26 protein-coding genes and 2 tRNA genes are annotated in these 22,294 nt (G+C 66.8%); 8 read left to right on the forward strand and 20 right to left on the reverse strand.

What is annotated here, in order from left to right:
* Positions 1-24: 24 nt before the first annotated feature.
* The 4 genes from nudC to AC06FB_RS06880 all read right to left on the reverse strand — a co-directional run bounded on the left by nudC (position 25) and on the right by AC06FB_RS06880 (position 2,685).
* Complete coding sequence (gene nudC, locus AC06FB_RS06865) at positions 25-930, reverse strand: NAD(+) diphosphatase (RefSeq protein WP_164151968.1); 906 nt, start codon at positions 928-930, stop codon at positions 25-27.
* Between the two features lie 118 nt (positions 931-1,048).
* Positions 1,049-1,441, reverse strand: a complete 393-nt coding sequence (erpA, locus tag AC06FB_RS06870) for an iron-sulfur cluster insertion protein ErpA (protein WP_053515598.1) — start codon at positions 1,439-1,441, stop codon at positions 1,049-1,051.
* A gap of 31 nt (positions 1,442-1,472) precedes the next feature.
* On the reverse strand, positions 1,473-1,937 hold the full coding sequence (locus AC06FB_RS06875; RefSeq protein WP_053515596.1) for a bactofilin family protein: 465 nt from the start codon (positions 1,935-1,937) through the stop codon (positions 1,473-1,475).
* Positions 1,938-1,941: 4 nt separating this feature from the next.
* Positions 1,942-2,685 carry a DUF6776 family protein gene (locus AC06FB_RS06880; protein WP_053515594.1) on the reverse strand — a complete coding sequence of 248 codons (744 nt, stop codon included), beginning with the start codon at positions 2,683-2,685 and terminating at the stop codon, positions 1,942-1,944.
* 179 nt (positions 2,686-2,864) lie between these two features.
* On the opposite strand from AC06FB_RS06880, the gene AC06FB_RS06885 reads away from it, so the two are divergent.
* The 3 genes from AC06FB_RS06885 to AC06FB_RS06895 are packed head-to-tail and all read left to right on the forward strand — an operon-like array spanning position 2,865 to position 7,568.
* A complete protein-coding gene (locus tag AC06FB_RS06885; protein WP_053515592.1) occupies positions 2,865-3,482 on the forward strand; it encodes a DUF4126 domain-containing protein in 618 nt (205 codons plus the stop codon).
* Positions 3,483-3,526: 44 nt separating this feature from the next.
* Positions 3,527-5,404, forward strand: coding sequence for an EAL domain-containing protein (locus tag AC06FB_RS06890; protein WP_065181536.1), 1,878 nt, complete (start codon positions 3,527-3,529; stop codon positions 5,402-5,404).
* Position 5,405: 1 nt separating this feature from the next.
* Positions 5,406-7,568 carry an ATP-binding protein gene (locus AC06FB_RS06895; protein WP_111186824.1) on the forward strand — a complete coding sequence of 721 codons (2,163 nt, stop codon included), beginning with the start codon at positions 5,406-5,408 and terminating at the stop codon, positions 7,566-7,568.
* Position 7,569: 1 nt separating this feature from the next.
* Here the strand turns inward: AC06FB_RS06895 and bfr are convergent, their stop codons facing one another.
* The 3 genes from bfr to AC06FB_RS06910 form a co-directional block, all read right to left on the reverse strand.
* On the reverse strand, positions 7,570-8,040 hold the full coding sequence (bfr, locus tag AC06FB_RS06900) for a bacterioferritin (protein ID WP_005414691.1): 471 nt from the start codon (positions 8,038-8,040) through the stop codon (positions 7,570-7,572).
* 143 nt (positions 8,041-8,183) lie between these two features.
* Complete coding sequence (locus tag AC06FB_RS06905) at positions 8,184-8,393, reverse strand: (2Fe-2S)-binding protein (RefSeq protein WP_032951724.1); 210 nt, start codon at positions 8,391-8,393, stop codon at positions 8,184-8,186.
* 108 nt (positions 8,394-8,501) lie between these two features.
* Entirely contained in the window at positions 8,502-9,119 is a 618-nt protein-coding gene (locus AC06FB_RS06910) for an RNA pyrophosphohydrolase (protein ID WP_053515586.1), read from the reverse strand.
* A 121-nt stretch (positions 9,120-9,240) separates the two neighbouring features.
* On the opposite strand from AC06FB_RS06910, the gene AC06FB_RS06915 reads away from it, so the two are divergent.
* Positions 9,241-9,317, forward strand: a tRNA-Met gene (locus tag AC06FB_RS06915).
* Between the two features lie 52 nt (positions 9,318-9,369).
* A tRNA-Gln gene (locus AC06FB_RS06920) sits at positions 9,370-9,444 on the forward strand.
* Between the two features lie 276 nt (positions 9,445-9,720).
* Here AC06FB_RS06920 and rpsI read toward each other — a convergent pair.
* Entirely contained in the window at positions 9,721-10,113 is a 393-nt protein-coding gene (rpsI, locus tag AC06FB_RS06925; protein ID WP_053515585.1) for a 30S ribosomal protein S9, read from the reverse strand.
* 2 nt (positions 10,114-10,115) lie between these two features.
* Positions 10,116-10,544: a 50S ribosomal protein L13 gene (gene rplM / locus AC06FB_RS06930; RefSeq protein WP_005414692.1), complete on the reverse strand. Its 429-nt coding sequence runs from the start codon at positions 10,542-10,544 to the stop codon at positions 10,116-10,118.
* A gap of 195 nt (positions 10,545-10,739) precedes the next feature.
* On the opposite strand from rplM, the gene coq7 reads away from it, so the two are divergent.
* Entirely contained in the window at positions 10,740-11,384 is a 645-nt protein-coding gene (coq7, locus tag AC06FB_RS06935; RefSeq protein ID WP_053515583.1) for a 2-polyprenyl-3-methyl-6-methoxy-1,4-benzoquinone monooxygenase, read from the forward strand.
* Between the two features lie 61 nt (positions 11,385-11,445).
* Here the strand turns inward: coq7 and AC06FB_RS06940 are convergent, their stop codons facing one another.
* Both AC06FB_RS06940 and speD read right to left on the reverse strand, forming a co-directional pair.
* The gene (locus AC06FB_RS06940) at positions 11,446-11,766 is read right to left on the reverse strand and encodes a DMT family transporter (protein ID WP_005411314.1); all 321 of its coding nucleotides are present in this window, start codon (positions 11,764-11,766) and stop codon (positions 11,446-11,448) included.
* A gap of 167 nt (positions 11,767-11,933) precedes the next feature.
* Positions 11,934-12,728, reverse strand: a complete 795-nt coding sequence (speD, locus tag AC06FB_RS06945) for an adenosylmethionine decarboxylase (RefSeq protein ID WP_019661504.1) — start codon at positions 12,726-12,728, stop codon at positions 11,934-11,936.
* 149 nt (positions 12,729-12,877) lie between these two features.
* On the opposite strand from speD, the gene crp reads away from it, so the two are divergent.
* Together crp and AC06FB_RS06955 are read left to right on the forward strand one after the other, a co-directional pair.
* Entirely contained in the window at positions 12,878-13,567 is a 690-nt protein-coding gene (gene crp / locus AC06FB_RS06950) for a cAMP-activated global transcriptional regulator CRP (protein WP_010482649.1), read from the forward strand.
* Positions 13,568-13,629: 62 nt separating this feature from the next.
* Positions 13,630-14,391: a sulfite exporter TauE/SafE family protein gene (locus tag AC06FB_RS06955; RefSeq protein ID WP_065181533.1), complete on the forward strand. Its 762-nt coding sequence runs from the start codon at positions 13,630-13,632 to the stop codon at positions 14,389-14,391.
* A gap of 154 nt (positions 14,392-14,545) precedes the next feature.
* Here the strand turns inward: AC06FB_RS06955 and AC06FB_RS06960 are convergent, their stop codons facing one another.
* The 9 genes from AC06FB_RS06960 to AC06FB_RS07000 form a co-directional block, all read right to left on the reverse strand.
* Positions 14,546-15,262, reverse strand: a complete 717-nt coding sequence (locus AC06FB_RS06960) for a haloacid dehalogenase-like hydrolase (protein WP_053515578.1) — start codon at positions 15,260-15,262, stop codon at positions 14,546-14,548.
* On the reverse strand, positions 15,259-16,053 hold the full coding sequence (gene trpC, locus AC06FB_RS06965; RefSeq protein WP_478053491.1) for an indole-3-glycerol phosphate synthase TrpC: 795 nt from the start codon (positions 16,051-16,053) through the stop codon (positions 15,259-15,261). The genes AC06FB_RS06960 and trpC overlap by 4 nt, the downstream gene beginning before the upstream one ends.
* A gap of 74 nt (positions 16,054-16,127) precedes the next feature.
* Positions 16,128-17,159, reverse strand: coding sequence for an anthranilate phosphoribosyltransferase (trpD, locus tag AC06FB_RS06970; protein WP_478053492.1), 1,032 nt, complete (start codon positions 17,157-17,159; stop codon positions 16,128-16,130).
* 18 nt (positions 17,160-17,177) lie between these two features.
* A complete protein-coding gene (locus AC06FB_RS06975) occupies positions 17,178-17,765 on the reverse strand; it encodes an anthranilate synthase component II (RefSeq protein ID WP_074900025.1) in 588 nt (195 codons plus the stop codon).
* 108 nt (positions 17,766-17,873) lie between these two features.
* A complete protein-coding gene (gene trpE, locus AC06FB_RS06980; RefSeq protein WP_478053493.1) occupies positions 17,874-19,349 on the reverse strand; it encodes an anthranilate synthase component I in 1,476 nt (491 codons plus the stop codon).
* Between the two features lie 175 nt (positions 19,350-19,524).
* Positions 19,525-20,454, reverse strand: a complete 930-nt coding sequence (yegS, locus tag AC06FB_RS06985; protein ID WP_065174374.1) for a lipid kinase YegS — start codon at positions 20,452-20,454, stop codon at positions 19,525-19,527.
* Positions 20,455-20,660: 206 nt separating this feature from the next.
* Positions 20,661-21,143, reverse strand: a complete 483-nt coding sequence (locus AC06FB_RS06990) for a GNAT family N-acetyltransferase (protein ID WP_065174518.1) — start codon at positions 21,141-21,143, stop codon at positions 20,661-20,663.
* 12 nt (positions 21,144-21,155) lie between these two features.
* Positions 21,156-21,833 carry a ribulose-phosphate 3-epimerase gene (rpe, locus tag AC06FB_RS06995; RefSeq protein ID WP_065174373.1) on the reverse strand — a complete coding sequence of 226 codons (678 nt, stop codon included), beginning with the start codon at positions 21,831-21,833 and terminating at the stop codon, positions 21,156-21,158.
* 29 nt (positions 21,834-21,862) lie between these two features.
* Positions 21,863-22,192 carry a J domain-containing protein gene (locus AC06FB_RS07000; protein WP_005411327.1) on the reverse strand — a complete coding sequence of 110 codons (330 nt, stop codon included), beginning with the start codon at positions 22,190-22,192 and terminating at the stop codon, positions 21,863-21,865.
* Between the last annotated feature and the right edge of the window lie 102 nt (positions 22,193-22,294).

Below are 22,294 nucleotides of genomic sequence, written 5' to 3' on the forward strand. Positions count from 1 at the left end.
CGTTCTGACAGGCCGGTGCGGTCTTCACGCCCGCTGTTGGCGATACCAGTGCTCGATCAGCCCCCGCGAAATCGAGATCGGCGGCGACAGGCGGATGCCCTGGCCATCATCTTCGACATCACGTGCCAGCGCCGCGCCCACCTCGTCGGCACTGAACCAGCGCGCATCCTCCAGTTCGCCATCCACGGTCGGCACATCGTCCTGCGCCTGCGCGCGGAACCCCACCATCAGCGCGCCCGGGAACGGCCAGGGCTGTGAACCGAGATACTGGCAGGCAGTGATGCGCACCCGGCTCTCCTCGTGCACTTCCCGCACCACGGTCTGTTCGAAGGTCTCGCCTGGTTCGACGAAACCCGCCAGTACCGAATAGCGGCGCGGCGCCCAGTTGGACTGCCGCCCCAGCAGCAACCGGCCCTGGTTTTCCACCGCGACGATCACCGCCGGGTCCACCCGGGGATAGTGTTCGGTCGCGCACTGCCCGCAGCGGCCAACGAAGCCACCGCGGGCAAAGGCCACCGCCCCCCCGCAGACGCCGCAGAAGCGCGTGCGCGAATGCCAGTAGGACATGCCGCGTGCGTAGCTGAAAGCGGTCGCATCGGCCACCGGCCACAGCAGTGCCGCCTGGCGCAGGTCGAGCCGGCCAGGCGCAGTGACGGCAACCGCGGACGCTTCCACCGAGAACCAGGCCTGCTCACCCCGCAGACCCAGGAAGATCGCGGCACCGGGGCCGCCCCCGATGTCGGCGCCGGTCAGCGCCAGTGGCTGGTCATCAGCACCGGTGAAGGCACTGCCGTCCTGGTCAAGCACGAGAACCCGCGCATCCGGCCACAGGCGTGCCAGCACATCGGCATCTTCGCGCAGGGCATCGGCGCGCTCCAGCGGCTCGCCAATGAAGGCGAAACCGGACAGCGGCGAAAGAATATTGGACATCCAGCAAGCCTGCCGCCATTCGATGCGGGTGGCAAGGTCGGCGCTGTGCGCATTCTGCTGTGAGGTGTGGAGACCGCTCGACACACCTGGCGCGGAGCGCAGGCCCCGCGCCCTGCAATCACATGCTGAAGCTGCTGCCGCAACCGCAGGTGGTCTTCGCGTTCGGATTGCGGATCACGAACTGCGCGCCGGTCAGGCTCTCGGTGTAATCCACTTCAGCCCCCATCAGGTACTGCAGGCTGAGCGGGTCGACCAGCAGGGTCACCCCGCTGGTCTGTACCGCCAGATCGTCCTCGGCACGGTTCTCGTCGAACTCGAAACCGTACTGGAAGCCCGAACAGCCGCCACCCTCGATATACACACGCAGCGCCAGATCGGGGTTGCCCTCTTCCTGGATCAACGACTTGACCTTGGAGGCCGCTGCTTCGGTGAAGTTCAGCGGCCGCTCCAGCGACTGGTAATCGGGCGCGGCCGCCGTGGGGGCGCCGGGCAGGGAGACTAGCGTGCTCATGGCATCAGCATGGGGGCACCGGCGGTGGCTTTCAAGCCATCGCTTCGGCCAGCTTGCGTCGAGCCGCGGTGTCGCCCTTGCCACTGGCGGGATCCCCGCTTTCGGGTGCAGGCAGGGCCGCCAGCGGTGCGCTGGCATGGATCAGGCGTCCATTCAGCTGGGCCCCGGCGTTCATCTCCACCACCTCGTAGTGGACATTGCCGTTGACCCGCGCGCTCGGGGTCAGTTCGACCTTTTCGGTGGCGTGGACATCCCCCTCCAGGCGGCCGCTGATGACCACCACCTGGGCACGGATCTCCCCTTCGATCACGCCATGCTCGGCGAGCGTCAGGGTCGCGGTGCTGGCGCCTTCGGCGGCGATCACCTTGCCATGGATGCGACCTTCCACGTACAGGCCACCACTGAACTCCACATCACCGCGGATCACCACCTGGTTGCCGATCAGGGCATCCACCACCAGCTGGCCGTCACGGTTGGATTTGCTGTTTCCGAACATCTGCCTACTCCCCTTTGCTGGCCGGCGCGCCGGCCTGTTTCCAGTCGAATACCTGGGTGGCGCCCCCCGCACCACTCCCCAATGTCACCCGCACGCGTTGCGGAGTGAAGTCAGCCGGCAGCATCACGCTGCCGGTGAGCTGCTGGAAGTACCGGAACGAGTAGTCCTGTCCCGGCACCTTGCTGCGCTGGTGCAGATCATCCCAGCTGATCGTGGCCAGCTTGCCGTTCTTCACGCCTTCCACGGTGAAACGCATCTGCCCCTGGCTGATGGCCCCGCGGTTGAGGTTCTGGGTCAGCACGGCGGTGTACTGCCAGGTGCCGGCCGATTCCGGGCTGAACTCGATCGAGTGGGTGTTCAGGCCCTTGCGCTGGCTGGTCGAACCGACCAGGCGCTCATAGAAGGCGACGTCCGCGCGCAACCCGGCGATCTCTTCGTCGCGCTCGGCGAGCGAGGACTGCACTTCGTTGTTGGCGGCGCGGCTGATGCGGTCGGAGGCTTCCAGCGTGGCCTGCTTCTGGCGCAGTTCGGTCAGCTGCGCCTGCAGACTCTCGGCACGCTTCTCGGCTGCCTGCAACCGTTGTCCCTGCTCGCCACGCGGCGCCCCCATCCAGCAGCCTCCGATCGTGGCCAGCACCAGGCTGAGCAGCCAGATGCCTCCAATCACCCACAGGCGACGGCGGTCCGCGGGCGGATGTGACGCGCCGGGCAGGCGGACCTGCACACGCATGGGAGGACGGTTGGTCATGGGTAGATCCCGTGGCATCGCGGGCGCGACACCGGCACGGCCCGTGTGGCAAACGACGGGCTAGTGTATGACAGGATCGGCAGGATTCCTGCGCTGGCGGCGACCGAGGTCTGTGGCGTTCAGGCACGTCATCGTCGATAGTGTGGCCCCTCGCACAGTTCCGCCGTCGGAGCATCGCCATGACCGAAGCCCACCTGTTCGTGATCGGCATCCTGCTGGCCTGGCTGGCCGGCATCCGTGTCTACCTCACCGTCTTCGGTGTCGGCCTGGCCGGCCTGCTCGGCTGGGTCGACCTGCCGCCCGCCCTGCAGGCGACCGAGTCGTGGTGGGTGCTGGGCACCTCGGCGGCACTGGCCGTGACCGAGTTCTTTGCCGACAAGATTCCCGGCGTGGATTCGGTCTGGGACCTGGTGCAGACCCTTGCCCGGGTCCCCGCAGGCGCCTTCCTCGCCGCCGCCACCCTGTCGCCGGATGGGCAGCTGGGTACCGGCGCGCTCGCTGCGGGCGCCGGCGTTGCCCTGGCCAGCCATGGCCTGAAGGCGGGCACCCGTGCCCTGCTCAACACCTCGCCGGAGCCGGCCAGCAACTGGGTCGCCTCGATCGCCGAAGACACCGTGGTGGTTGGCGGCCTGGCGCTGGCCCTGGCACACCCCTGGATCGCGCTGGTCGTGGTGCTGGCATGCAGCCTGGCCGGCGCATTGCTGGTCTGGCTGGCATGGCGCGCTCTGTGGCGCGGCGTGCGTTGGCTTGCCCGTGCCGGCAACGGCACTGACCGGCAACAGCCACGCACCGGATGAACGCCGGGCGTGTCGCATAATGGCTGCGATCATCAGGAGCCCCCATGGCCGCAATTGAATCCCCCGCAGGCGTCCGCCCGGGTCGCGCTGAAACGCCACCGGCCGATCATTGGCAACGCTGGGCCACTGCGGTGGTGGACGCGGGTGCCTCCCCATCGGTTCCGTCCAGCGTCGCTGACAGTGGGCCTGCCTCCGGCGGTGCTCCACCGCCGCTGCCGGGCGTCACCTCACAGCCCGAGGCGGGCAACCACGACCCGGCACCGGCGCCGGCGGATTCACCCTACCGCGTGCTGATCGTCGAGGACGACCGTGCGCAGGCCCTGTTCGCGCAGAGCGTGCTGCACGGCGCCGGCATGCAGGCCATCGTGCTCAGCGATGCCGAAGGCGTCCAGCAGTCGATCAAGGACCATCGCCCTGACCTGATCCTGATGGACCTGCACCTGCCCGGCCTGGACGGCATGCGGCTGACGGCGATGATTCGCCAGCAGCCCGGCCTGCAGTTGCTGCCCATCGTGTTCCTCAGCGGCGATCCCGATCCGGAGCGCCAGTTCGAAGTGCTCGACAGCGGTGCCGACGACTACCTGAGCAAGCCGATCCGGCCGCGGCACCTGATCGCGGCGGTCGCCAACCGCATCCGCCGTGCCCGCGCGCAGGCGGCAACCTTGCCCGGCGCCTCCGGCACGCCGGCCACCAGCAATCCTGAAACCGGCCTGCCGACGCGCCATCATGTGCTGCAGCAGCTCAACGCCGCCCTGGCCCACCATGATCGTGGCGGCCTGTTCTTCATCGAGGTGGCCAGCGCGCTGGGCCTGCGCGAGCGCTATGGCTACGCTGCGTTCGAACGGCTGATGGTGCAGGCCGGACAGCGCTTGGCCGAAGCCGGCCATCCGCACCTGCTGGCGCGCCTGAACGACAACAGTTTCCTGCTTCTGGCGCGTGATGCCGATGAGGACAGGCTGGAGAACGTGGCCGCCGCCCTGCGCGAGCAGCTCTCCGCGAGGGCCTTCGTGATCCGCGATGACGAATCGGTGCACCTGCGTGGCGTGGTCGGCTATGCACCGCTGTCGCCCGGCTTCGAGGATGCCGCCAGTGCGCTGGAAGCCGTCGAGCGCACGACCCTGCAGGCGCGCCTGCTCAGTGCCGGCGTGGCCGGCCACGTGCATCGGCAGGCCATCAGCGAACAGGAGCATCTGGCCCTGCTGGAAGGCCAGCTGGAACTGGCTTACCAGCCCATCGTCGCCGTCGCCGGTGGAGGCAGCGCGCAGTACCAGGTCCTGCTGCGGCTGCGCCAGGCCGACGGCACCGTGCTGACCGCCGGCCAGGTGATTCCGGCCGCCGAAGCCGCCGGCCGCATCGCCGACCTCGACCAGCAGGTGCTCGATCATGCGCTGGGCCTGCTGGATCTGTACCGGCATGCCACCCAGCCGCTCAATCTGTTCGTCTCGCAGTCGCTGCGTACCCTGCAGCGCGACGCCTTCGCCGACTGGCTGCTGGAGTCGCTGCAGCAGCGCGACCTGCCAGGCAGTGCGCTGGTCATCGACGTGCGCCTGCCTGATGCGCTGATCCACACCGTGCCGCTGCAGCAGTTCTGTCAGCGCATGGCGCAGGCCGGCGTGCGCTTCTGCCTGAGCCAGTTCGAGCCCGGCAACGATGCCGACGCGCTGCTGGGCCAGCTGCCGCTTTCGTTCGTACGCATGGCTGCGCGCTTCTCCAGCAGCCACGCCAATCCAGGCACGCGCGAAGAACTGCGCAGGGCGATCGAGCGGGCGCACGGCGCCGGACTGCAGATCATCGGGCAGCAGATCGAAGATCCGCAGGCAGCGGCCGCGATGTGGGTGGGAGGGGTCGACTACATCCAGGGCAACATGGTGCAGTCCGCCGGCAGCGACCTGAACTTCGACTTCCACAACGCGGTGCTCTGACATGCCGCTGTGGGCGGTGCTGCTGGTGGCCCTGGCCGTGGCGGCCATCGCGCTGCTGCTGGCGGGGCTGCGCCTGCGCACGCGCAGCCAGGCGCTGGCCGCACTGCAACGGGATCGTGCCGCGCTGGCCAGCGAGCGCGACCAGCTGCGCCGCACCACCGAGCGCCAGGGCCAGCTCGAACAGCAGTTGCTGCAGGCCAAGCAGGCGGCCGAGGCGGCGGTGCTGGCCAAGGGCGAGTTCCTGGCCACGATGAGCCACGAGATCCGTACGCCGCTCAACGGCATCCTGCCGATGCTGGAGCTGATCGCGCGTGGCCCGCTGGGCGAGGATCAGCGGCAGATGCTGGCCACCGCATCGGCCAGCTCACAGCAACTGCTGCGTATCGTCGACGACATCCTCGATTACTCGCGGTTGGAAGCACAGGCACTGGAGCTGGAGATCACCAGCTTCAATCTGCGCGAGCTGCTCGACGCCGTGGTGCAGCTGATGCAGCGCGCTGCCGACGCCAAGGGACTGGCACTGGTGCTGCAACTGGATCCGACGGTCCGCCTTCCCGTGCGCGGCGATCCGGTGCGCCTGCGCCAGGTGCTGAGCAACCTTCTGGCCAATGCCATCAAGTTCACGGCACGCGGCCAGGTGCAGCTGCGCGTGCAACGGCTGGGCGAAGGTCCGGCCCAGCACCAGTTGCGCTTCGAAGTGATCGACACCGGCATCGGCATCGACGAGGCCCAGCAGGCACGCCTGTTCCAGTCCTTCAGCCAGGCCGATGCGTCGACCACCCGCATCTATGGTGGCACCGGCCTGGGCCTGGCCATCTGCAAACGCATCATCGACCTGATGCACGGCCACATCGGCGTCCAGTCGACCCCCGGCCAGGGCGCCCGCTTCTGGTTCGAGATTCCGTTGTTGAAGGTTCCCGGCGACCTGCCGGCGATGGCACGCGCACCGGCCACCCTGCTGCTGTTCAGTGCCGACAGCCACCTGCAGGCGCGCATCGAACGCATTGCCGCCCATCACGAGCTGCAGGTGCAGGTCATCGACGGGATGGACGCGCTGGCCGAGCGGCTGCGAGCCGTGCCCCGCCCCGGGCACGCTGCGCCGGCCTGGCTGCTGATCGATGCGCCTGCGCGCCGCAGCGGCGGAACCCGCCTGCGGCAGGCGCTGGCTGCGCGCGGTGAGGACGACACGCTGCAGGTGCTGTGGCTGCAGGACGAGCCGCTGCCCGCGCAGGAGCGCCATCGCCAGCTGCCGGTCGCCTTCGAGGATGCCGCCCTGCACGCCCTGCTTGCCACGCCCACCGCCAGCGCGCGCCCGTCCGCCTGGCTGGCTGCCGCCGAAGAGGGCCAGGCACCGGCTGCCCTGCCAGCGCTCGGTCTACGCGTGCTGCTGGTGGAGGACAATACGGTCAACCGCATGGTGGCCGAACACCTGCTGCGGGTATTCCAGTGCGAGGTCCGCAACGCCGTCGATGGCGAGCAGGCACTGGTCGCGCTGCGCGAAGGCGGTGTGGACGTGGTGCTGATGGACTGCCAGATGCCGGTGCTGGACGGTTACGCCGCGACGCGCCAGTGGCGCGAGGAAGAGATCGCAGCCGGAGGCCGGCGCCTGCCGATCATCGCCATGACCGCCAATGCCATGGCCGGTGATCGCGAACGCTGCCTGCGAGCAGGCATGGACGATTACCTGTCCAAACCGATCGCGCGCGACACGCTGCACGCGCTGCTGCTGCGCTGGGGCCCCAAAGCCCTCCCCACGCCGGCAGCTCCGGCGGCGGCAGCGAAGGCCGGTCCAGAACCTGTCGCCCACCCGGTTCTGGACCGGAACGTGCTGGACGAGCTGCAGGCGGTCATCGGTGATGCCGCCACGCAGATCGTATCGGTGTACCTGGAAGACGCACCGGCGATGGTGCAGGCGCTGCAGCAGGCGGCGCAGGACCACGATGGCCAGCGCCTGCAGGCAGTCGCGCACAGCCTGAAGTCCTCCAGCGCGAATGTCGGCGCGATGTCGCTGTCGGCGGTCGCACAGCGGATCGAGCACGAGGCCCGCGCCGGCAGTCTGCAGCGCCCCGCCGTTGCGGTTGCGCTGCTGGTGGCCGAATTCGCCCGGGCACGGGTGGCGCTGGGCGGGTACCTGGCACAGCATCGCGCCGGCCAGGCGGGCTGACTCACTCTTCGAGCTTGCTCAGCAGGTACTTCGGTTCGCCGATGCGCTCGATCAGGTCCAGCTGCGTTTCCAGCCAGTCGATATGCTCTTCCTCCGAATCGAGGATCTTCACGAACAGCTGGCGGCTCACATAGTCGCCGACCGAATCGGCATAGGCCACCGCCTCGCGCAGGGTGACCACGCCATCACGCTCGAGCGAGAGGTCACACTGCAGGATCTCGGTCGGGTTCTCGCCGATGCGCAGCTTGCCCAGCGCCTGGAAGTTCGGCAGTCCTTCAAGGAACAGGATGCGGTCGGCGAGCATGTCGGCATGCTTCATCTCGTCGATCGATTCCTTGTACTCATGCTCGGCGAGTTCCTTGATGCCCCAGTTCTTCAGCATCTTGGCGTGCAGGAAATACTGGTTGATCGCGGTCAGCTCGTTGTAGAGGACCTTGTTGAGGAATTCGATGACCTTGGTGTCGCCCTTCATGGGGATACTCCTGCACGCTGAAAACGCAGGCACTTTACCGCCTTGCGTGCGGTCGTGAAGGAACGCGAATCGTGCGCATTGGCCTGTGCGGCCGCACGTGAAGGATGCGCAGGCGCGGTATCAACGCACCGCGGAAAAGACAGTCAGGCGACCTGGGCCAGACCGAGTACCGGCAACGGCAGATCGTGGGTGGCACGTGCCTTGGCCAGCAGCTCGCCGGCCATGTCCAGACAGGACCCGCAGGTCGCGCCGCATCCGGTGCGCATGGTCAGCTCGGCCACCGACGTCACGCCATGGCTGGCGGCTTCGCGGATCTGGTGGTCGGTGACTCCGTTGCAGATGCAGACGTACACAGGCGGGAACCGGGCTGACAGGCCAGAAGCGGCCTGGTCGCTATTCCAATGGAAACGAGAATGGTTGTCAATCAGAGACCTGAACCATTCTCGATACCGTTCAGGCGGTCAGCTCGTCGGTCCTTCCTGCGCCTTTTTGGGCCAGTAGCCCCTGCTGCGCGGCCGCTTGCGCGGTCGGTCGTGGCCCGCGGTGTTGCCGGGCATCCACGCTTCCGCTGCGCTCTTCGGCATGGCAGTGACGCCCTGCCCCGCCACCCCGCGCGCCAACGGCGCCAGGTGTCGCAGCGCGCGCGCGTAGACGCCGCGCTTGAACATCACCACATGCTCCACCGGATACCAGAAATCCACCCAGCGCCAGTGATCGAACTCCGGCGAATCGGTATGGTCCAGGCACACATGGGATTCGTCACCGGTCAGGCGCAGCAGGAACCAGACCTGCTTCTGGCCGATGCAGACCTGCCGTTCATTGCGGCGGACCGCCCGCGCCGGCAGCTTGTAGCGCAGCCAGCCGGGCGTTGCCCCCAGCACTTCCACGTGCTCAGGCAGCAGGCCGGTCTCTTCCTGCAGTTCGCGATACATGGCCTCGACGGGCGTCTCGTCGGTGTTCATCCCACCCTGCGGGAACTGCCAGCCATCCCGGCGCACGCGTCGTGCCCAGAACACCTGCCCGTCCTGCCGCATCAGCACGATGCCGACGTTCGGTCGATAGCCGTCCGGATCGATCACGATGCGGACTCCTAAAAAAATCTACTGGTCAGGACTATCCCACGCCGCCTGTCAGGCGACAAGCGCGGCACAAATGTGTTGACAGTCCCACGGTGTATCCGCAGAATAGCGGGCTCACCAAGGCTATGTAGCTCAGCCGGTTAGAGCACAGCACTCATAATGCTGGGGTCGGTGGTTCGAGTCCACCCATAGCCACCATGCTGAAGTTGTTTTTCAGCGTGAAAAGTGAGAAAATAGTTACACGATACATTGCCCCGTCGCCAAGCGGTAAGGCACCTGACTCTGACTCAGGCATTCGGTGGTTCGAATCCATCCGGGGCAGCCAAATTAAACGCAGACGGCCAGATCGAAAGATCTGGCCGTCTGCGTTTAATTTGGTCGCGCATTCCACCTTATCCCCGCGCCTGTCGGCGCACCCCCTTGAACATCAAGGGGGCTCCCCTCCAGAGAGAACCCTGGGGTCGGATCCTTCTCGCAGGCAAAAGCTCTGACCCTACCCTCTCCAATGCACAACCCCGAAACGGCAAAAGCCCGGCCAAAGCCGGGCTTCTGCTTTTTCCAACCAGCGGGCTCCCGGAGGAGCCCAGCCAGGCGCAGTGGATCAGCGCTTGGAGAACTGGGTGGCGCGACGGGCCTTGTGCAGACCGACCTTCTTACGCTCGACTTCACGGGCGTCACGGGTCATGAAGCCAGCCTTGCGCAGCTCGGACTTCAGGGTTTCGTCATACTCGACCAGCGCACGGGCGATGCCCAGACGGATCGCACCGGCCTGGCCGGTGGTGCCGCCGCCGGTGGCGGTGACCAGGATGTCGAAGCTTTCGGTGTTCTTGGTCAGCTCGAGCGGCTGGCGCACGATCATGCGCGCGGTCTCACGACCGAAGAACTCGTCCAGCGGACGGCCATTGACGGTGATGTTGCCCGAACCCTTGCGCAGGAACACGCGAGCGGTGGAGGACTTGCGGCGGCCAGTGCCGTAGTTTTGAGTGATAGCCATGATTAGATATCCAGAACCTGCGGCTGCTGTGCGGCGTGCGGATGCTCAGTGCCGGCGTAGACCTTGAGCTTGCGGTACATCTGGCGACCCAGCGGGCCCTTCGGCAGCATGCCCTTCACGGCGATCTCGATCACGCGCTCCGGGTGGCGCTCCAGCGCCTGGGCCAGGGACTCGGTCTTCAGGTTGCCGATGTAACCGGTGAAACGGTGATACATCTTGTCCTGCAGCTTCTTGCCGGTGACGGCAATCTTTTCTGCATTGATGACGACCAGGTAGTCGCCGGTATCAACGTGCGGGGTGTAGACCGGCTTGTGCTTGCCACGCAGACGGCGGGCCAGCTCGGTGGCGAGACGGCCCAGGGTCTTGCCCTCGGCGTCGACGAGGTACCAGTCGCGCTGGACGGTCTCGTTCTTGGCAGTGAAAGTGCTCATGAAGAACTCTAGGTTAGGTCGGGCTCATTGCGGCGAAGGACTCGCCGGAACTCTGCCACGCGTTGTGAAAGGTGAAGCGCAAGAGGCGGGATTGTACGCAGGTCCAGGCCCCGGCGCAAGCCGCCCCCTGTCCCGGGTTGGCAGGGGCGCGGGCGCGGGCGAGAATCGGCGGGTCTCCCGCCCCACCGTATCGCCATGACCGTGCTCCGCCAGACCACCCCGCTGGACCACCTGCTGACCGAAGCCCAGCGCGCCCTGGACACGGTGTTCGGCAACCCGCCGGCCAGCCGCCCCTATCCGGCGGTGGACACCGACGAGCCGGGCATGGACGCCCGCCAGCGCCGCCATGCGGCCGGGCTGATGCGGATCAACCACGTCGGCGAGGTCTGCGCGCAGGGCCTGTATTTCGGCCAGGCCGCCGTGGCCCGCGACCCGGCCACCCGCGAGCATCTGCTGGAGGCAGCGCAGGAGGAAACCGACCACCTGGCGTGGTGTGCCACCCGGCTGGCCGAACTGGACAGCCGGCCGAGCCTGTTCAACCCGCTCTGGTACGCAGGCAGTTACACCATCGGCACCCTGGCCGGGCTGCGCGGTGATGGCTGGAACCTGGGTTTTGTCGTCGAGACCGAACGCCAGGTCGAGGCCCACCTGGATGAGCATCTGGTGGATCTCCCGGCCGCCGACCTGCGCAGCCGCGCGGTCATCGAAGTGATGAAGCAGGACGAGGCCCGGCATGCGGACCATGCCGAGCAGGCCGGCGCCCGCCGCCTGCCCTTCCCGATTCCGGGGGCGATGGCGCTGGCCTCGAAGGTGATGAAGACCATCGCGTACCGCCTCTGAACGGCCGCCGCGCATGGCCCGGCGCTGCCGGCAACGCGGCATTGGACGCCTCAGCGCCGGCTCAGTTCGGCGACACCAGCTTCAGGCCGATCACACCGGCGACGATCAGGCCCACGCAGGCCAGGCGGGCCGGTGAAGCACTGTCGTTGAACAGGTAGATGCCCAGCACTGCCACGCCCATGGCCCCGATGCCGGTCCAGATGGCATAGGCCGTGCCGACCGGAATGCTCTTCATGGCCTGGCTCATCAGGTACAGGCTGATCAGCGCGGAAACGACCGTGGCGGCCGTGGGCAGTGGCTTGCTGAAGCCTTCGGAGTACTTCATTCCAAGCGCGAAGCCGATCTCGAACAGGCCGGCCAGCAGCAGGTAGATCCAGGGCATGGGTGGGGGTCCTTACCTAGTGGTTGAAAAACGAAACGGCCCGGTGTCTTCACACCGGGCCGTAGGTCGGTACATCGCCGTGGAACTATGAATTGCGCAGCACGCAGGTTCCACGGGGCGGGTCGTCCCGCCTGGGTGACGATGCCTGCCGGCATCGCACAGGGGTGTTACTCGGACAGGTTGCGACCGTGGAACAGCTCTTCGATCTCGCGCTTGAGCAGCGCCTCGATCTTCATGCGTTCCTTGAACGACAGGTTCCTGGCCTTTTCCTCGAACAGGTACTGATCCAGGTCGAAGTCCTTCAGGTGCATCTTCGTGTGGAAGATGTTCTCCTGGTAGACGTTGACGTCGAACATCTCGTAACGCGACTTGATGTTCTTGGCCAGGAAGTTCTGGATCGAATTGATCTTGTGATCGATGAAGTGCTTCTTGCCCTTCACATCGCGGGTGAAGCCACGGACGCGGTAGTCCATGATCACGATGTCCGATTCCAGGCTCTCGATCAGGTAGTTCAGGGCCTTCAGCGGCGAAATGACGCCACAGGTGGCCACGTCGATGTCCGCGCGGAACGTCGCGATGCCTTCCTGCGGATGGGTTTCCGGGTAGGTATGGACAGTGATGTGGCTCTTGTCCATGTGCGCGACCACGGCGTCGGAGATCAGCTCCTTGCCCGCCAGCTTCTTGTCGATCACCGGCTCTTCGGAGATCAGGATGGTCACCGAGGCACCCTGCGGATCGTAGTCCTGGCGGGCCACGTTCAGGATGTTGGCGCCGATGATCTCGGCGACATCGGTCAAGATTTGAGTCAGCCTGTCGGCGTTGTACTCTTCATCGATGTATTCAATGTAACGCTGACGCTCCTCTTCGGTGCGCGCGTAACACACGTCATAGATGTTGAAGCTCAGCGCCTTGGTGAGGTTGTTGAAACCCTGCAACCTCAGGCGAGGCAACGGCTTGACCACGGCGGTCGATTCCTGTGTAAGAAGAGAAAGGGTGAATTATGGGGCAAACCGCCCCCGGGGGGAACGTGAAGACGCAAGAGTTCTGGCACACTGTTTGCCCTTAACAATTGCGCTGGTTAAGCTCCGCTATCGACCCCGTGAATCCGTTCATGCGCAGAGGGAGCGCCCCTATCGTGTCAACCGTGCGCCTAGCTAGCAGTCCACTGGCCCTGGATATCGCAACAATCGATCGTTTCCTGGCGCACAGCCACAGGCGGCGATATCCCACCCGGACCGACGTCTTCCGACCAGGAGACCCGGCGGGAACCCTGTATTACGTCATCAGCGGCTCGGTTTCGATCATGGCCGAGGAAGATGACGATCGTGAGCTGGTGCTGGGCTACTTCGGTGCCGGCGAGTTCGTCGGCGAGATGGGCCTGTTCGTGGAATCGGACCGCCGCGAAGTGATCCTGCGGACCCGCACCGCCTGCGAGCTGGCCGAGATCAGCTACGAGCGCCTGCATCAGCTGTTCCTTGGCCCGCTGTCGGCCGACGCGCCGCGCCTGCTGTACGCGCTGGGCCAGCAGATCTCCAAGCGTCTGCTCGACACCAGCCGCAAGGCCAGCCGCCTGGCGTTCCTGGACGTCACCGACCGCATCGTGCGCACCCTGCACGATCTGGCCCAGGAGCCGGAGGCGATGAGCCACCCGCAGGGCAGCCAGCTGCGCGTCTCGCGGCAGGAACTGGCGCGCCTGGTCGGCTGCTCGCGTGAGATGGCCGGCCGCGTGCTGAAGAAGCTGCAGACCGACGGGCTGCTGCATGCCCGCGGCAAGACCGTGGTGCTTTACGGCACCCGTTGATCGTTGAGCACCCGGTGGGTGCGGACCTTGGTCCGCACTCCTTCGCGCGCTAGGCTCGGTGCATGGAACTGAGCAGCGAATTCTGGTGGTTCATCCTCATCGGCCTCGGTGCGCAGCTGGTCGATGGCGCGCTGGGCATGGCCTTCGGCCTGGTCTCCTCATCGGTGATGCTGAGCATGGGATTGCCGCCGGCGCAGGTCAGCGCCAGCATCCACACCGCCGAAGTGTTCACCACCGGCGCCTCCGGTGTGTCGCATCTTGCGGCTGGCAATGTCGATAAACGCCTGTTCGTGCGCTTGGCGCTGCCCGGCGCGATCGGGGGTGCGATCGGTGCCTATGTACTCGCCCAACTGCCCGGCGATTTCATCCGCCCGTTGATCTACCTGTACCTGCTGGTGCTTGCCATCGTCATTCTGGCCCGTGCTGCCGGGCGCTGGATGCCCAGCGGCGAGATCCGCCGCGTGCCGGTTCTGGGCTTCTTCGCCGGCCTTCTGGACGCCAGCGGCGGCGGTGGCTGGGGCCCGATCGCCACGTCCACCCTGCTGGCGCGTGGTGGCCAGGCCCGTACCACGATCGGCACGGTCAACGCGGCCGAGTTCGTGGTCACCCTGACCATCTCGGCCACCTTCCTGCTGTCGATGGGGGTGCAGCACCTGCAGATCGTCGCCGGGCTGCTGATCGGCGGCATGATGGCCGCGCCGGTGGCCGCGATCCTGGTCAAGCGGGTCAAGGAACGCTGGGTACTGGTCGCGGTTGGCGTGCTGGTACTGGGCATCAGCCTGTTCCAGATCGGCCACGCGGTGACCGGGTACCTGGCGCGGTGACCGCGCTCCGCGCTCGCCGGGCATGGCCCGGCGCGCTACCGGATGGCTTGCGGATTCGCCGGGCATGGCCCCGCGCTGCGGGATGGCGTGCAATGGCACGGCGCCATCGGGCGGCAAGGGGTAGCGCCGGGCCATGCCCGGCGGGCCCGGTGGATCAGGCCTTGTCGCCGCCGCGGTCGACGCAGCCCCAGTTGAGGATGCGGGTGCCCGCCGGCAGTACGCTGCGGAAGAACGCCACCTTGCCCGGCTTCGGGTTGACCACCACCGGCGCCTTCGCCGCCAGCAGCAGCGGCAGATCCGCAGTGCTGTCGGAGTAGGCAATGTCGATGTCGCCATAGCCACGTTCACGCAGCATGCGCATCTTCTCTTCGTTGTGGCAGTGACGGGTCGGCCCCACCCCTCCCAGGCGCGGCCCGACCTCCGTGCCGATGACCGGCACGTCCTGGTGCGCAACGAAGGCCAGGATCGCGCGGGCCAGTTCGGGCGGGGCGCCCGTGGCCACCACCACGCGATCCCCCTTTGCACGGTGCGCGGCGAACACCTCCAGCGCCTGCGGCAGCAGCTTGGCGCGCATCTGCGCCTCGTTCCTGATCACGTAGGCGTCGATCACCCGGTTGAACTCGCGCGCACGATGCAGGCCGAAGCTGCCGATCCACACGTAGATCGAAATGCCGGCACGGCGGGTCGGCAGCATCGCCACCATCGGCCCGGCAATCGGGGTGACCAGCAGCGCCGCGAGCATGCGCAACGGGTTGCGCTTGATCAGCGAGGCGAACAGGTGCGTGCCCGAATCACCGTCGTACAGGGTGTGATCGAAGTCGAAGACCACCAGCGGCGCATCCGCGCGTGGCGTCGGGTAATGCGTTTTCATGCCGCGAAGAATAGCTGACGCAGGCCCTCGCCCGGCTCTTCCACGCGCATGAAGGCCTCGCCGACCAGGAACGCGTGGATGCCGGCGTCACGCATCAGCGCCACGTCCTGGGGTCCGAGGATGCCGCTCTCGGTCACCAGCAGGCGGTCGCGCGGCACGGCCAGGCGCATGTCCAGGGTGGTCTGCAGCGAGACCTCGAAGGTGCGCAGGTTGCGGTTGTTGATGCCGATCATCGGCGCCGGCACCTGCAGCGCACGCTCCAGCTCGTCGATGTCGTGCACTTCCACCAGCACGTCCATGCCCAGCGACAGTGCCAGTTCCGACAGCGTGGCCAGCTGGGTATCGTCCAGCGCCGCCACGATCAGCAGGATGCAGTCAGCGCCCAGCACGCGCGCCTCGTACACCTGGTAGGCATCGATCACGAAGTCCTTGCGCAGCACCGGCAGCGTGCAGGCCTCGCGGGCCTGCTGCAGGTAGGCGTCGGCGCCCTGGAAGAAATCCACGTCGGTCAGCACCGACAGGCAGCCGGCACCACCGAACTCGTAGCTGACCGCGATGTCGGCCGGGCGGAAATCCGGGCGGATCACGCCCTTGGAGGGGCTGGCCTTCTTCACTTCGGCGATCACCGCGGGGTCGCCGTTGGCCACCGCCGCCTGCAACGCGCGCACGAAGCCACGTACCGGCGGGGCGCTGGCCACGGCGGCCTGAAGCTCCTCGAGCGGGCGCTGGGCGCGACGCTGGGCTACTTCTTCGGCCTTGCGGGCCAGGATCGTCTGCAGGATGTCGCTCATCGTCTTCGGTTCGGTGCGGGGGCGGTGAGGACGGCCATTATCGGCCATCGACGGGGTCAGGCTGAACCACGCGCTCAGGCAACCAGTGCGCGGGTGGTCTCGATGTACTGGAGCAGGCGCTGGCGGGCGCTGCCATTGGCGATGGCGGCGCGGGCACGGGCCAGGCCATCGCCGATGTCGTCGGCCACGCCGGCCACGTACAGCGCGGCGCCGGCATTGAGCGCGACGATGTCCAGCGCGGGGCCGGGCTCGTTGTCCAGCACCGCGCGCAGCAGGGCAATGGACTGCTCCGGGCCATCCACGCGCAGGTTGCGGCTGGCCGACATGGCGATGCCGAAGTCCTCCGGGTGGATCTCGTACTCGCGCACCTTGCCGTCGCGCAATTCGCCGACCAGGGTGCCGGCGCCCAGCGAGATCTCGTCCATGTTGTCGCGGCCCCAGACCACCATGGCGCGCTCGGTACCCAGTTCGCGCAGCACGCGCGCCTGGATGCCCACCAGATCGGGGTGGAACACGCCCATCAGCACCGACGGTGCGCTGGCCGGATTGGTGAGCGGGCCGAGGATGTTGAAGATGGTGCGCACGCCCATCTCGCGGCGCACCGGCGCCACCACCTTCATCGACGGGTGGTGGATCGGCGCGAACATGAAACCGATCCCGGTCCGCTCGATGGCCGCGGCCACCTGCTCCGGCTGCAGCTCGATCACCGCGCCCAGCGCCTCCAGCGCGTCGGCGCTGCCGGACTTGGACGACACGCTGCGGTTGCCATGCTTGGCCACGCGCGCGCCGGCAGCCGCCGCGACGAACATCGCGCAGGTGGAGATGTTGAAGGTATGCGAACCATCGCCCCCCGTGCCGACGATATCGACCAGGTTGGAGGTATCGGCCACCGGCACCGGCCGGGCGAATTCACGCATCACGGTGGCCGCCGCGGCGATTTCGTCCACGGTCTCCTTCTTCACGCGCAGGCCGGTGAGGATGGCCGCCGTCATCATCGGCGAAACATCGCCACGCATGATCTGCCGCATCAGGTCGACCATCTCGTCGAAGAAGATCTCGCGGTGCTCGATGGTGCGGTGCAGGGCTTCCTGGGGGGAGAAGCTCATCGGGATTGCTCCTTGGACTCAGGCGGCCGGTCGCTGCAGGAAATTGCGCAGCAGGGCGTGGCCGTGTTCGGTGAGGATGGATTCGGGGTGGAACTGCACGCCTTCCACCGGGAAGTGGCGATGGCGCAGGCCCATGATCTCTTCGATCGAGCCGTCGTCGTTCTCCGTCCAGGCGGTCACTTCCAGCACATCGGGCAGGCTGTTCTTGTCCACCACCAGCGAGTGGTAACGGGTGGCCTGGTAGCGGTCCGGCAGGCCGGCGAACACGCCCTTGCCTTCATGGCGGATCGGCGAAGTCTTGCCGTGCATGATGTTGCCCGCGCGGATCACCGTGCCGCCGTAGACCTGGCCGATGCCCTGGTGGCCCAGGCACACGCCAAGGATCGGCGTGGTCGGACCGAGGCGCTGGATCAGTTCCAGCGACACACCCGCCTCGTTGGGCGTGCACGGGCCGGGCGAAATGACGATGCGTTCGGGCTTCTGCGCGGCGATCTCATCCACGCTCATTGCATCGTTGCGCACCACCTTCACCTCGGCACCCAGCGTCTGCAGGTACTGCACGAGGTTGTAGGTGAAGCTGTCGTAGTTGTCGATCATCCACAACATGGTCAGGTTCCGTCGCTTATCGGGAGTGGGCGTACACGTGGGTGCCGCACAGGGAGAGGGCCAGGTACAGCAGAAGGTGCCGCAGCGCAGGCCACGGCGCAGGGCGCCTTACAGGCCCTTGGCAGCCTGGGCGACGGCGCGGAACAGCGCGCGGCCCTTGTTCATCGTCTCGTCCCATTCCTTGTCCGGGTCCGAGTCGTAGACGATGCCGGCGCCGGCCTGCACGTACAGGCGGCCGTCCTTGATCACCGCGGTGCGGATCGCGATCGCGGTATCGGCATCGCCGTGCCAACCGATATAGCCGATGCTGCCGGCGTACACATTGCGCTTGATCGGCTCCAGTTCGCGGATCACTTCCAGCGCGCGGATCTTCGGTGCGCCGCTGACGGTGCCGGCCGGGAAGGTGGCGCGCAGCACGTCGGCATAGCTCAAGCCCGGCTGCAGCTGCCCGGTCACCTCGCTGACGATGTGCATGACGTGGCTGTAGCGTTCGATCACGAACTGCTCGCCCACTTCCACCGTGCCGGCCTTTGATACGCGACCGGCATCGTTGCGGCCGAGATCGATCAGCATCAGGTGCTCGGCACGTTCTTTCGGATCGGCCAGCAGCTCGGCTTCCAGTGCCAGGTCCTGCTCGATGGTGGCGCCGCGCGGACGCGTGCCGGCGATCGGGCGTACGGTGACTTCGCCGTCCTGCAGGCGCACCAGGATTTCCGGCGAGGAGCCCACCACCTGCAGGTCGCCGACATCCAGGAAATACATGTACGGCGACGGGTTCAATGCGCGCAGCGCGCGGTACACGTCCACCGGGCGTGCCTTGAACGGCACGCTCAGGCGCTGGCTGAGCACCACCTGGAAGATGTCGCCGGCGCGGATGTATTCCTTGCTGCGCTGGACCGCATCGACGAAGCCATCGCGGGTGAAACCGGAGACGAAATCGGATTCATCCAGCACATCGCTGTTGAGCGGTGCGGGATAGCCGGCACCCGGTGCACGCAGCTTTGCGGTGAGCGCATCCAGGCGCGCCTGCGCCTGCTCGAACGCGCCGTCGACGCGCGGGTCCGCGTGCACGATCAGGTACAGGCGGCCCTTGAGATTGTCGAATACCGCCAGCTCGTTGGAGTGCAGCAGCAGGATGTCCGGCGTGCCCAGTTCATCGCGGCCGGCCGGCGGTGCCAGGCGCGGCTCGATATAGCCGATGCACTCGAAACCGAACCAGCCGACCAGGCCACCGGTGAAGCCCGGCAGGCCCTCCAGCTTCGGCACCGAGTGGGCGCTGCGCAGCGCCTCGACTTCGGCAAACGGGTCGGCCACCTCGCGGGTTTCCACCACCTGGCCGTCTTCGCGCACGGTCAGCGTATGGCCATGGAAGGCATACACGCGGCGCGCCGGCAGGCCAATGATCGAGTAACGACCAAAGCGTTCGCCGCCTTCGACGGATTCAAACAGGTAGGTATTGGGGCCGTCGGCGAGCTTCAGATAGACCGAAAGCGGCGTGTCCAGGTCGGACAGCACTTCGCGGACAACGGGAATGTGGGTGTGGCCTTCAGCGGCCTGCAGCTGAAACTGAGCGTGCGAGTTCAAGACGACTTTCCTTCCGGGACACAGCGTTATGGGGGCGGACGACGGCAACGGGCCACCATCGCCACCAACGGCGTGCGGAAGAAAGGGTATGCGGGGTCGTCAGGCTGGACACCCCTTGACTGTATCGCAGCTTGGACGGGAGTGGAACCCCGCAGCGCCAGGCGTGGCAGCCACCTTACGTGGCCAGCAGCGGGCAATCGGCCGGCAGATGCATACGCACCCGGCCAGCCACGCAGTCGATGCGGAACCGTCGCGCCTGCACGGGCTCACCGTCCAGGTTCAGGGTCAGTGGCTGCGCCGACTCGAGCTGCAGCCAGGGCAGCCGGACGCGGGTGGCCACCCGTTCCAGCGCCGCTTCCTTGCCACCGGTCAGCATCTGCCCCAGCGTCGACGCCACCTCCCCCTCCAGTTCGGGTACGACGGTGACATCCAGCAGGCCGTCATCGATCAGTGCCTGTGGGCACAGCTGCTGGCCACCACCGGCCTGCCGGCCGTTGCCGATCCCCAGCGCGATGAAGCCGCCTTCCCAGGCGAAGTCCGGACCGTGCAGACGCGCGGTAATCGGCTCGATCCGCCCCAGCTTGGCGATGCCGGTGATCACGTAGGCCAGGCCACCGAGCATCTTCTTCAGGCCGGCATCGGTTTCCACGGTGACCTGCGTGCCGAAACCGCCACTGGCCAGGTTGGCGCACCACCAGGGCGTGCCATCGGCATCCACGCGCAGCAGATCGATGGCATGTGCCGTGGTCTGCCCGATCAGCGCGAGCGCGGCCTCCGGCTCGGTCGGAAGGTTCGCCGAGGTGGCAAAGTCATTGGCCGTGCCCATCGGGACCAATGCCAGCGAAGGCAGGGCATCGGCGGATTCATCGCGGTGGGCCAGCGTTTCGGCCACCGCACTGAGCGTGCCGTCGCCGCCTGCCGCCACGATCACGTCTACCCCGTGGTCGATGGCCTCGGCCACGTAACGCTCGGCGTCACCTTCCTCCCAGGTCACCCGTACCTCCAGCTGCACGCCCCGCTCCCGCCAATGGCGCACCGCGTCGCGCAGCTCGTCATTGCCTGCGGACTTGCCGTTGAGGATCAGGCGCCAGCGCGGTGCGGTCATGCGGGGATTCCGGTGTGGGGTGGCACAGGCTAGCAACGCACCGTTTGCCGGCAGTGAATGTCACATGCGTGTCATTCAGCTCCCGGAGAATGGAAGGCCATAGCAGGGACGACGGATGGAGGCAGGATCAGCCTCCCACGCATGCAGCAAGGCCACGCCAACGATGGGCGTGGCCTTTTTTTTGAAGTCGCACCCGGGCGCGATCGTCAGCCGTTGGCGAAATCGTGCAGCGCCTGGCCCTGCAGCCGGTATACGGTCCACTCATCCTGCGGTTTCGCGCCCGCTGCGGTGTAGAACTCGATGGCCGGCGTGTTCCAGTCCAGCACCGACCATTCGAAGCGACCGCAGCCTTCGGCGACCGCCTGCCGCGCGATGTATTTCAGCAGCGCCTTGCCAGCGCCCGCGCCCCGCTGCTGCGGGCTGACATACAGGTCTTCCAGGTAGATGCCCTTGCGGCCCAGCCAGGTGGAGTAGTTGTAGAAATACACCGCATAGCCGATGGCCTCGCCATCGGCTTCACAGATCAGCGCGCGGGCAGTTGCGTCGGGACCGAACAGGCTTTCGGCGATGCCGATCTCGTCGGTCTGCACCGAATGCTCGGCCCGCTCATAGATGGCCAGTTCACGGATGAAGCGCAGGATCAGGCCCGCGTCGGCGGCAGTGGCCGGGCGGATGTTCAACACGGCCACCGTGCTCATGCCTCAGCCCCGCGCCGCAGCGACGTTGGCGCGCATCTGCGCGATCACATCCTGGTAAGGGGTCTTGGCATTGAAGATGGCTGAGCCGGCGACGAAGGTGTCGGCGCCCGCAGCCGCGATCTCGCCGATGTTGTCGGCCTTCACGCCACCGTCGATTTCCAGGCGGATGTCCTTGCCGCTGGCATCGATCTTCTGGCGGACCACGCGCAGCTTGTCCAGCGCCGAAGGAATGAAGGCCTGGCCGCCGAATCCCGGGTTGACCGACATCAGCAGCACCAGGTCCAGGTCATCCAGCACCCAGTCGAGGATGTCCACCGGCGTGGCCGGGTTCAGCACGATGCCCGGCTTGCAGCCCAGCGAACGGATCAGCTGGATCGTGCGGTGCACGTGGCGGCTGGCCTCCGGATGGAAGCTGATGTAGGTGGCACCGGCTTCGGCGAAGTCCGGGATGATGCGGTCCACCGGCTCGACCATCAGGTGCACGTCGATCGGCGCGGTCACGCCGTGCTTGCGCAGTGCCTGGCAGACCATCGGGCCGATGGTCAGGTTGGGTACGTAATGGTTGTCCATCACGTCGAAGTGGACCCAGTCCGCACCGGCGGCCAGGACGTTGTCGACTTCCTCGCCGAGGCGGGCGAAATCGGCGGACAGGATGGAGGGGGCGATGAGGCAGTGGGACATGGCCGGGCCTTGCAACGAGGGGAAAGGGGTCAGCGCTTGCGCAGGGTCTTGATGCGGTCGTAGGCGGCGTTGATGCGCCGCGACTTCTGCTCGGCCTGCTGCTGCAACTCGGGGGCGGCGCCGCCAAGCTTGTCCGGGTGGTACTGCGAGATCAGCTTGCGGTAGGCGCGCTCGACCTCGGCATCGGTGGCCTCGGAGGTCAGCCCCAGCTCCCGGTACGGGTTCTCCTTGTTCAGGCGGAACCAATCCGAATCAAAGGCATGGCCGATCAGCAGGCCGACCACCGCGCCGAACAGCGGATTGGGCCGGAACAGCAGGGCGCCGGCGATGAATCCGAGCAGTTTTCCGTACCAGCGCATGGCGCTCCGGGGTCGACCGACGAAATGGACGCTCATTTTACGTCACAGCGGGCCCGGACGGCTTTACACTAGGCCGCCCGCTGGTCAGCGGGCCCGCCGGGT

It is taken from the genome of Stenotrophomonas sp. Steno-C15, from assembly GCF_056393265.1.

Excerpts from the sequence above, each read along its gene's own strand:
- trpD (WP_478053492.1), bottom strand. The coding sequence starts at position 17,159 with ATGAGCTTCTCCCCCCAGGAAGCCCTGCACCGCACCATCGAGCACCGC.
- AC06FB_RS06890 (WP_065181536.1), top strand. The coding sequence starts at position 3,527 with ATGGCCGCAATTGAATCCCCCGCAGGCGTCCGCCCGGGTCGCGCTGAA.
- rpe (WP_065174373.1), bottom strand. The coding sequence starts at position 21,833 with ATGTCCCACTGCCTCATCGCCCCCTCCATCCTGTCCGCCGATTTCGCC.
- coq7 (WP_053515583.1), top strand. The coding sequence starts at position 10,740 with ATGACCGTGCTCCGCCAGACCACCCCGCTGGACCACCTGCTGACCGAA.
- AC06FB_RS06940 (WP_005411314.1), bottom strand. The coding sequence starts at position 11,766 with ATGCCCTGGATCTACCTGCTGCTGGCCGGCCTGTTCGAGATCGGCTTC.
- erpA (WP_053515598.1), bottom strand. The coding sequence starts at position 1,441 with ATGAGCACGCTAGTCTCCCTGCCCGGCGCCCCCACGGCGGCCGCGCCC.
- bfr (WP_005414691.1), bottom strand. The coding sequence starts at position 8,040 with ATGAAGGGCGACACCAAGGTCATCGAATTCCTCAACAAGGTCCTCTAC.
- AC06FB_RS06880 (WP_053515594.1), bottom strand. The coding sequence starts at position 2,685 with ATGACCAACCGTCCTCCCATGCGTGTGCAGGTCCGCCTGCCCGGCGCG.
- yegS (WP_065174374.1), bottom strand. The coding sequence starts at position 20,454 with ATGACCGCACCGCGCTGGCGCCTGATCCTCAACGGCAAGTCCGCAGGC.
- AC06FB_RS06895 (WP_111186824.1), top strand. The coding sequence starts at position 5,406 with ATGCCGCTGTGGGCGGTGCTGCTGGTGGCCCTGGCCGTGGCGGCCATC.
- AC06FB_RS06875 (WP_053515596.1), bottom strand. The coding sequence starts at position 1,937 with ATGTTCGGAAACAGCAAATCCAACCGTGACGGCCAGCTGGTGGTGGAT.
- AC06FB_RS06955 (WP_065181533.1), top strand. The coding sequence starts at position 13,630 with ATGGAACTGAGCAGCGAATTCTGGTGGTTCATCCTCATCGGCCTCGGT.
- AC06FB_RS06975 (WP_074900025.1), bottom strand. The coding sequence starts at position 17,765 with ATGTTGTGGATGATCGACAACTACGACAGCTTCACCTACAACCTCGTG.
- AC06FB_RS06885 (WP_053515592.1), top strand. The coding sequence starts at position 2,865 with ATGACCGAAGCCCACCTGTTCGTGATCGGCATCCTGCTGGCCTGGCTG.
- nudC (WP_164151968.1), bottom strand. The coding sequence starts at position 930 with ATGTCCAATATTCTTTCGCCGCTGTCCGGTTTCGCCTTCATTGGCGAG.
- rpsI (WP_053515585.1), bottom strand. The coding sequence starts at position 10,113 with ATGGCTATCACTCAAAACTACGGCACTGGCCGCCGCAAGTCCTCCACC.
- crp (WP_010482649.1), top strand. The coding sequence starts at position 12,878 with ATGCGCAGAGGGAGCGCCCCTATCGTGTCAACCGTGCGCCTAGCTAGC.
- rplM (WP_005414692.1), bottom strand. The coding sequence starts at position 10,544 with ATGAGCACTTTCACTGCCAAGAACGAGACCGTCCAGCGCGACTGGTAC.
- AC06FB_RS07000 (WP_005411327.1), bottom strand. The coding sequence starts at position 22,192 with ATGCGCTGGTACGGAAAACTGCTCGGATTCATCGCCGGCGCCCTGCTG.
- trpC (WP_478053491.1), bottom strand. The coding sequence starts at position 16,053 with ATGAGCGACATCCTGCAGACGATCCTGGCCCGCAAGGCCGAAGAAGTA.
- AC06FB_RS06960 (WP_053515578.1), bottom strand. The coding sequence starts at position 15,262 with ATGAAAACGCATTACCCGACGCCACGCGCGGATGCGCCGCTGGTGGTC.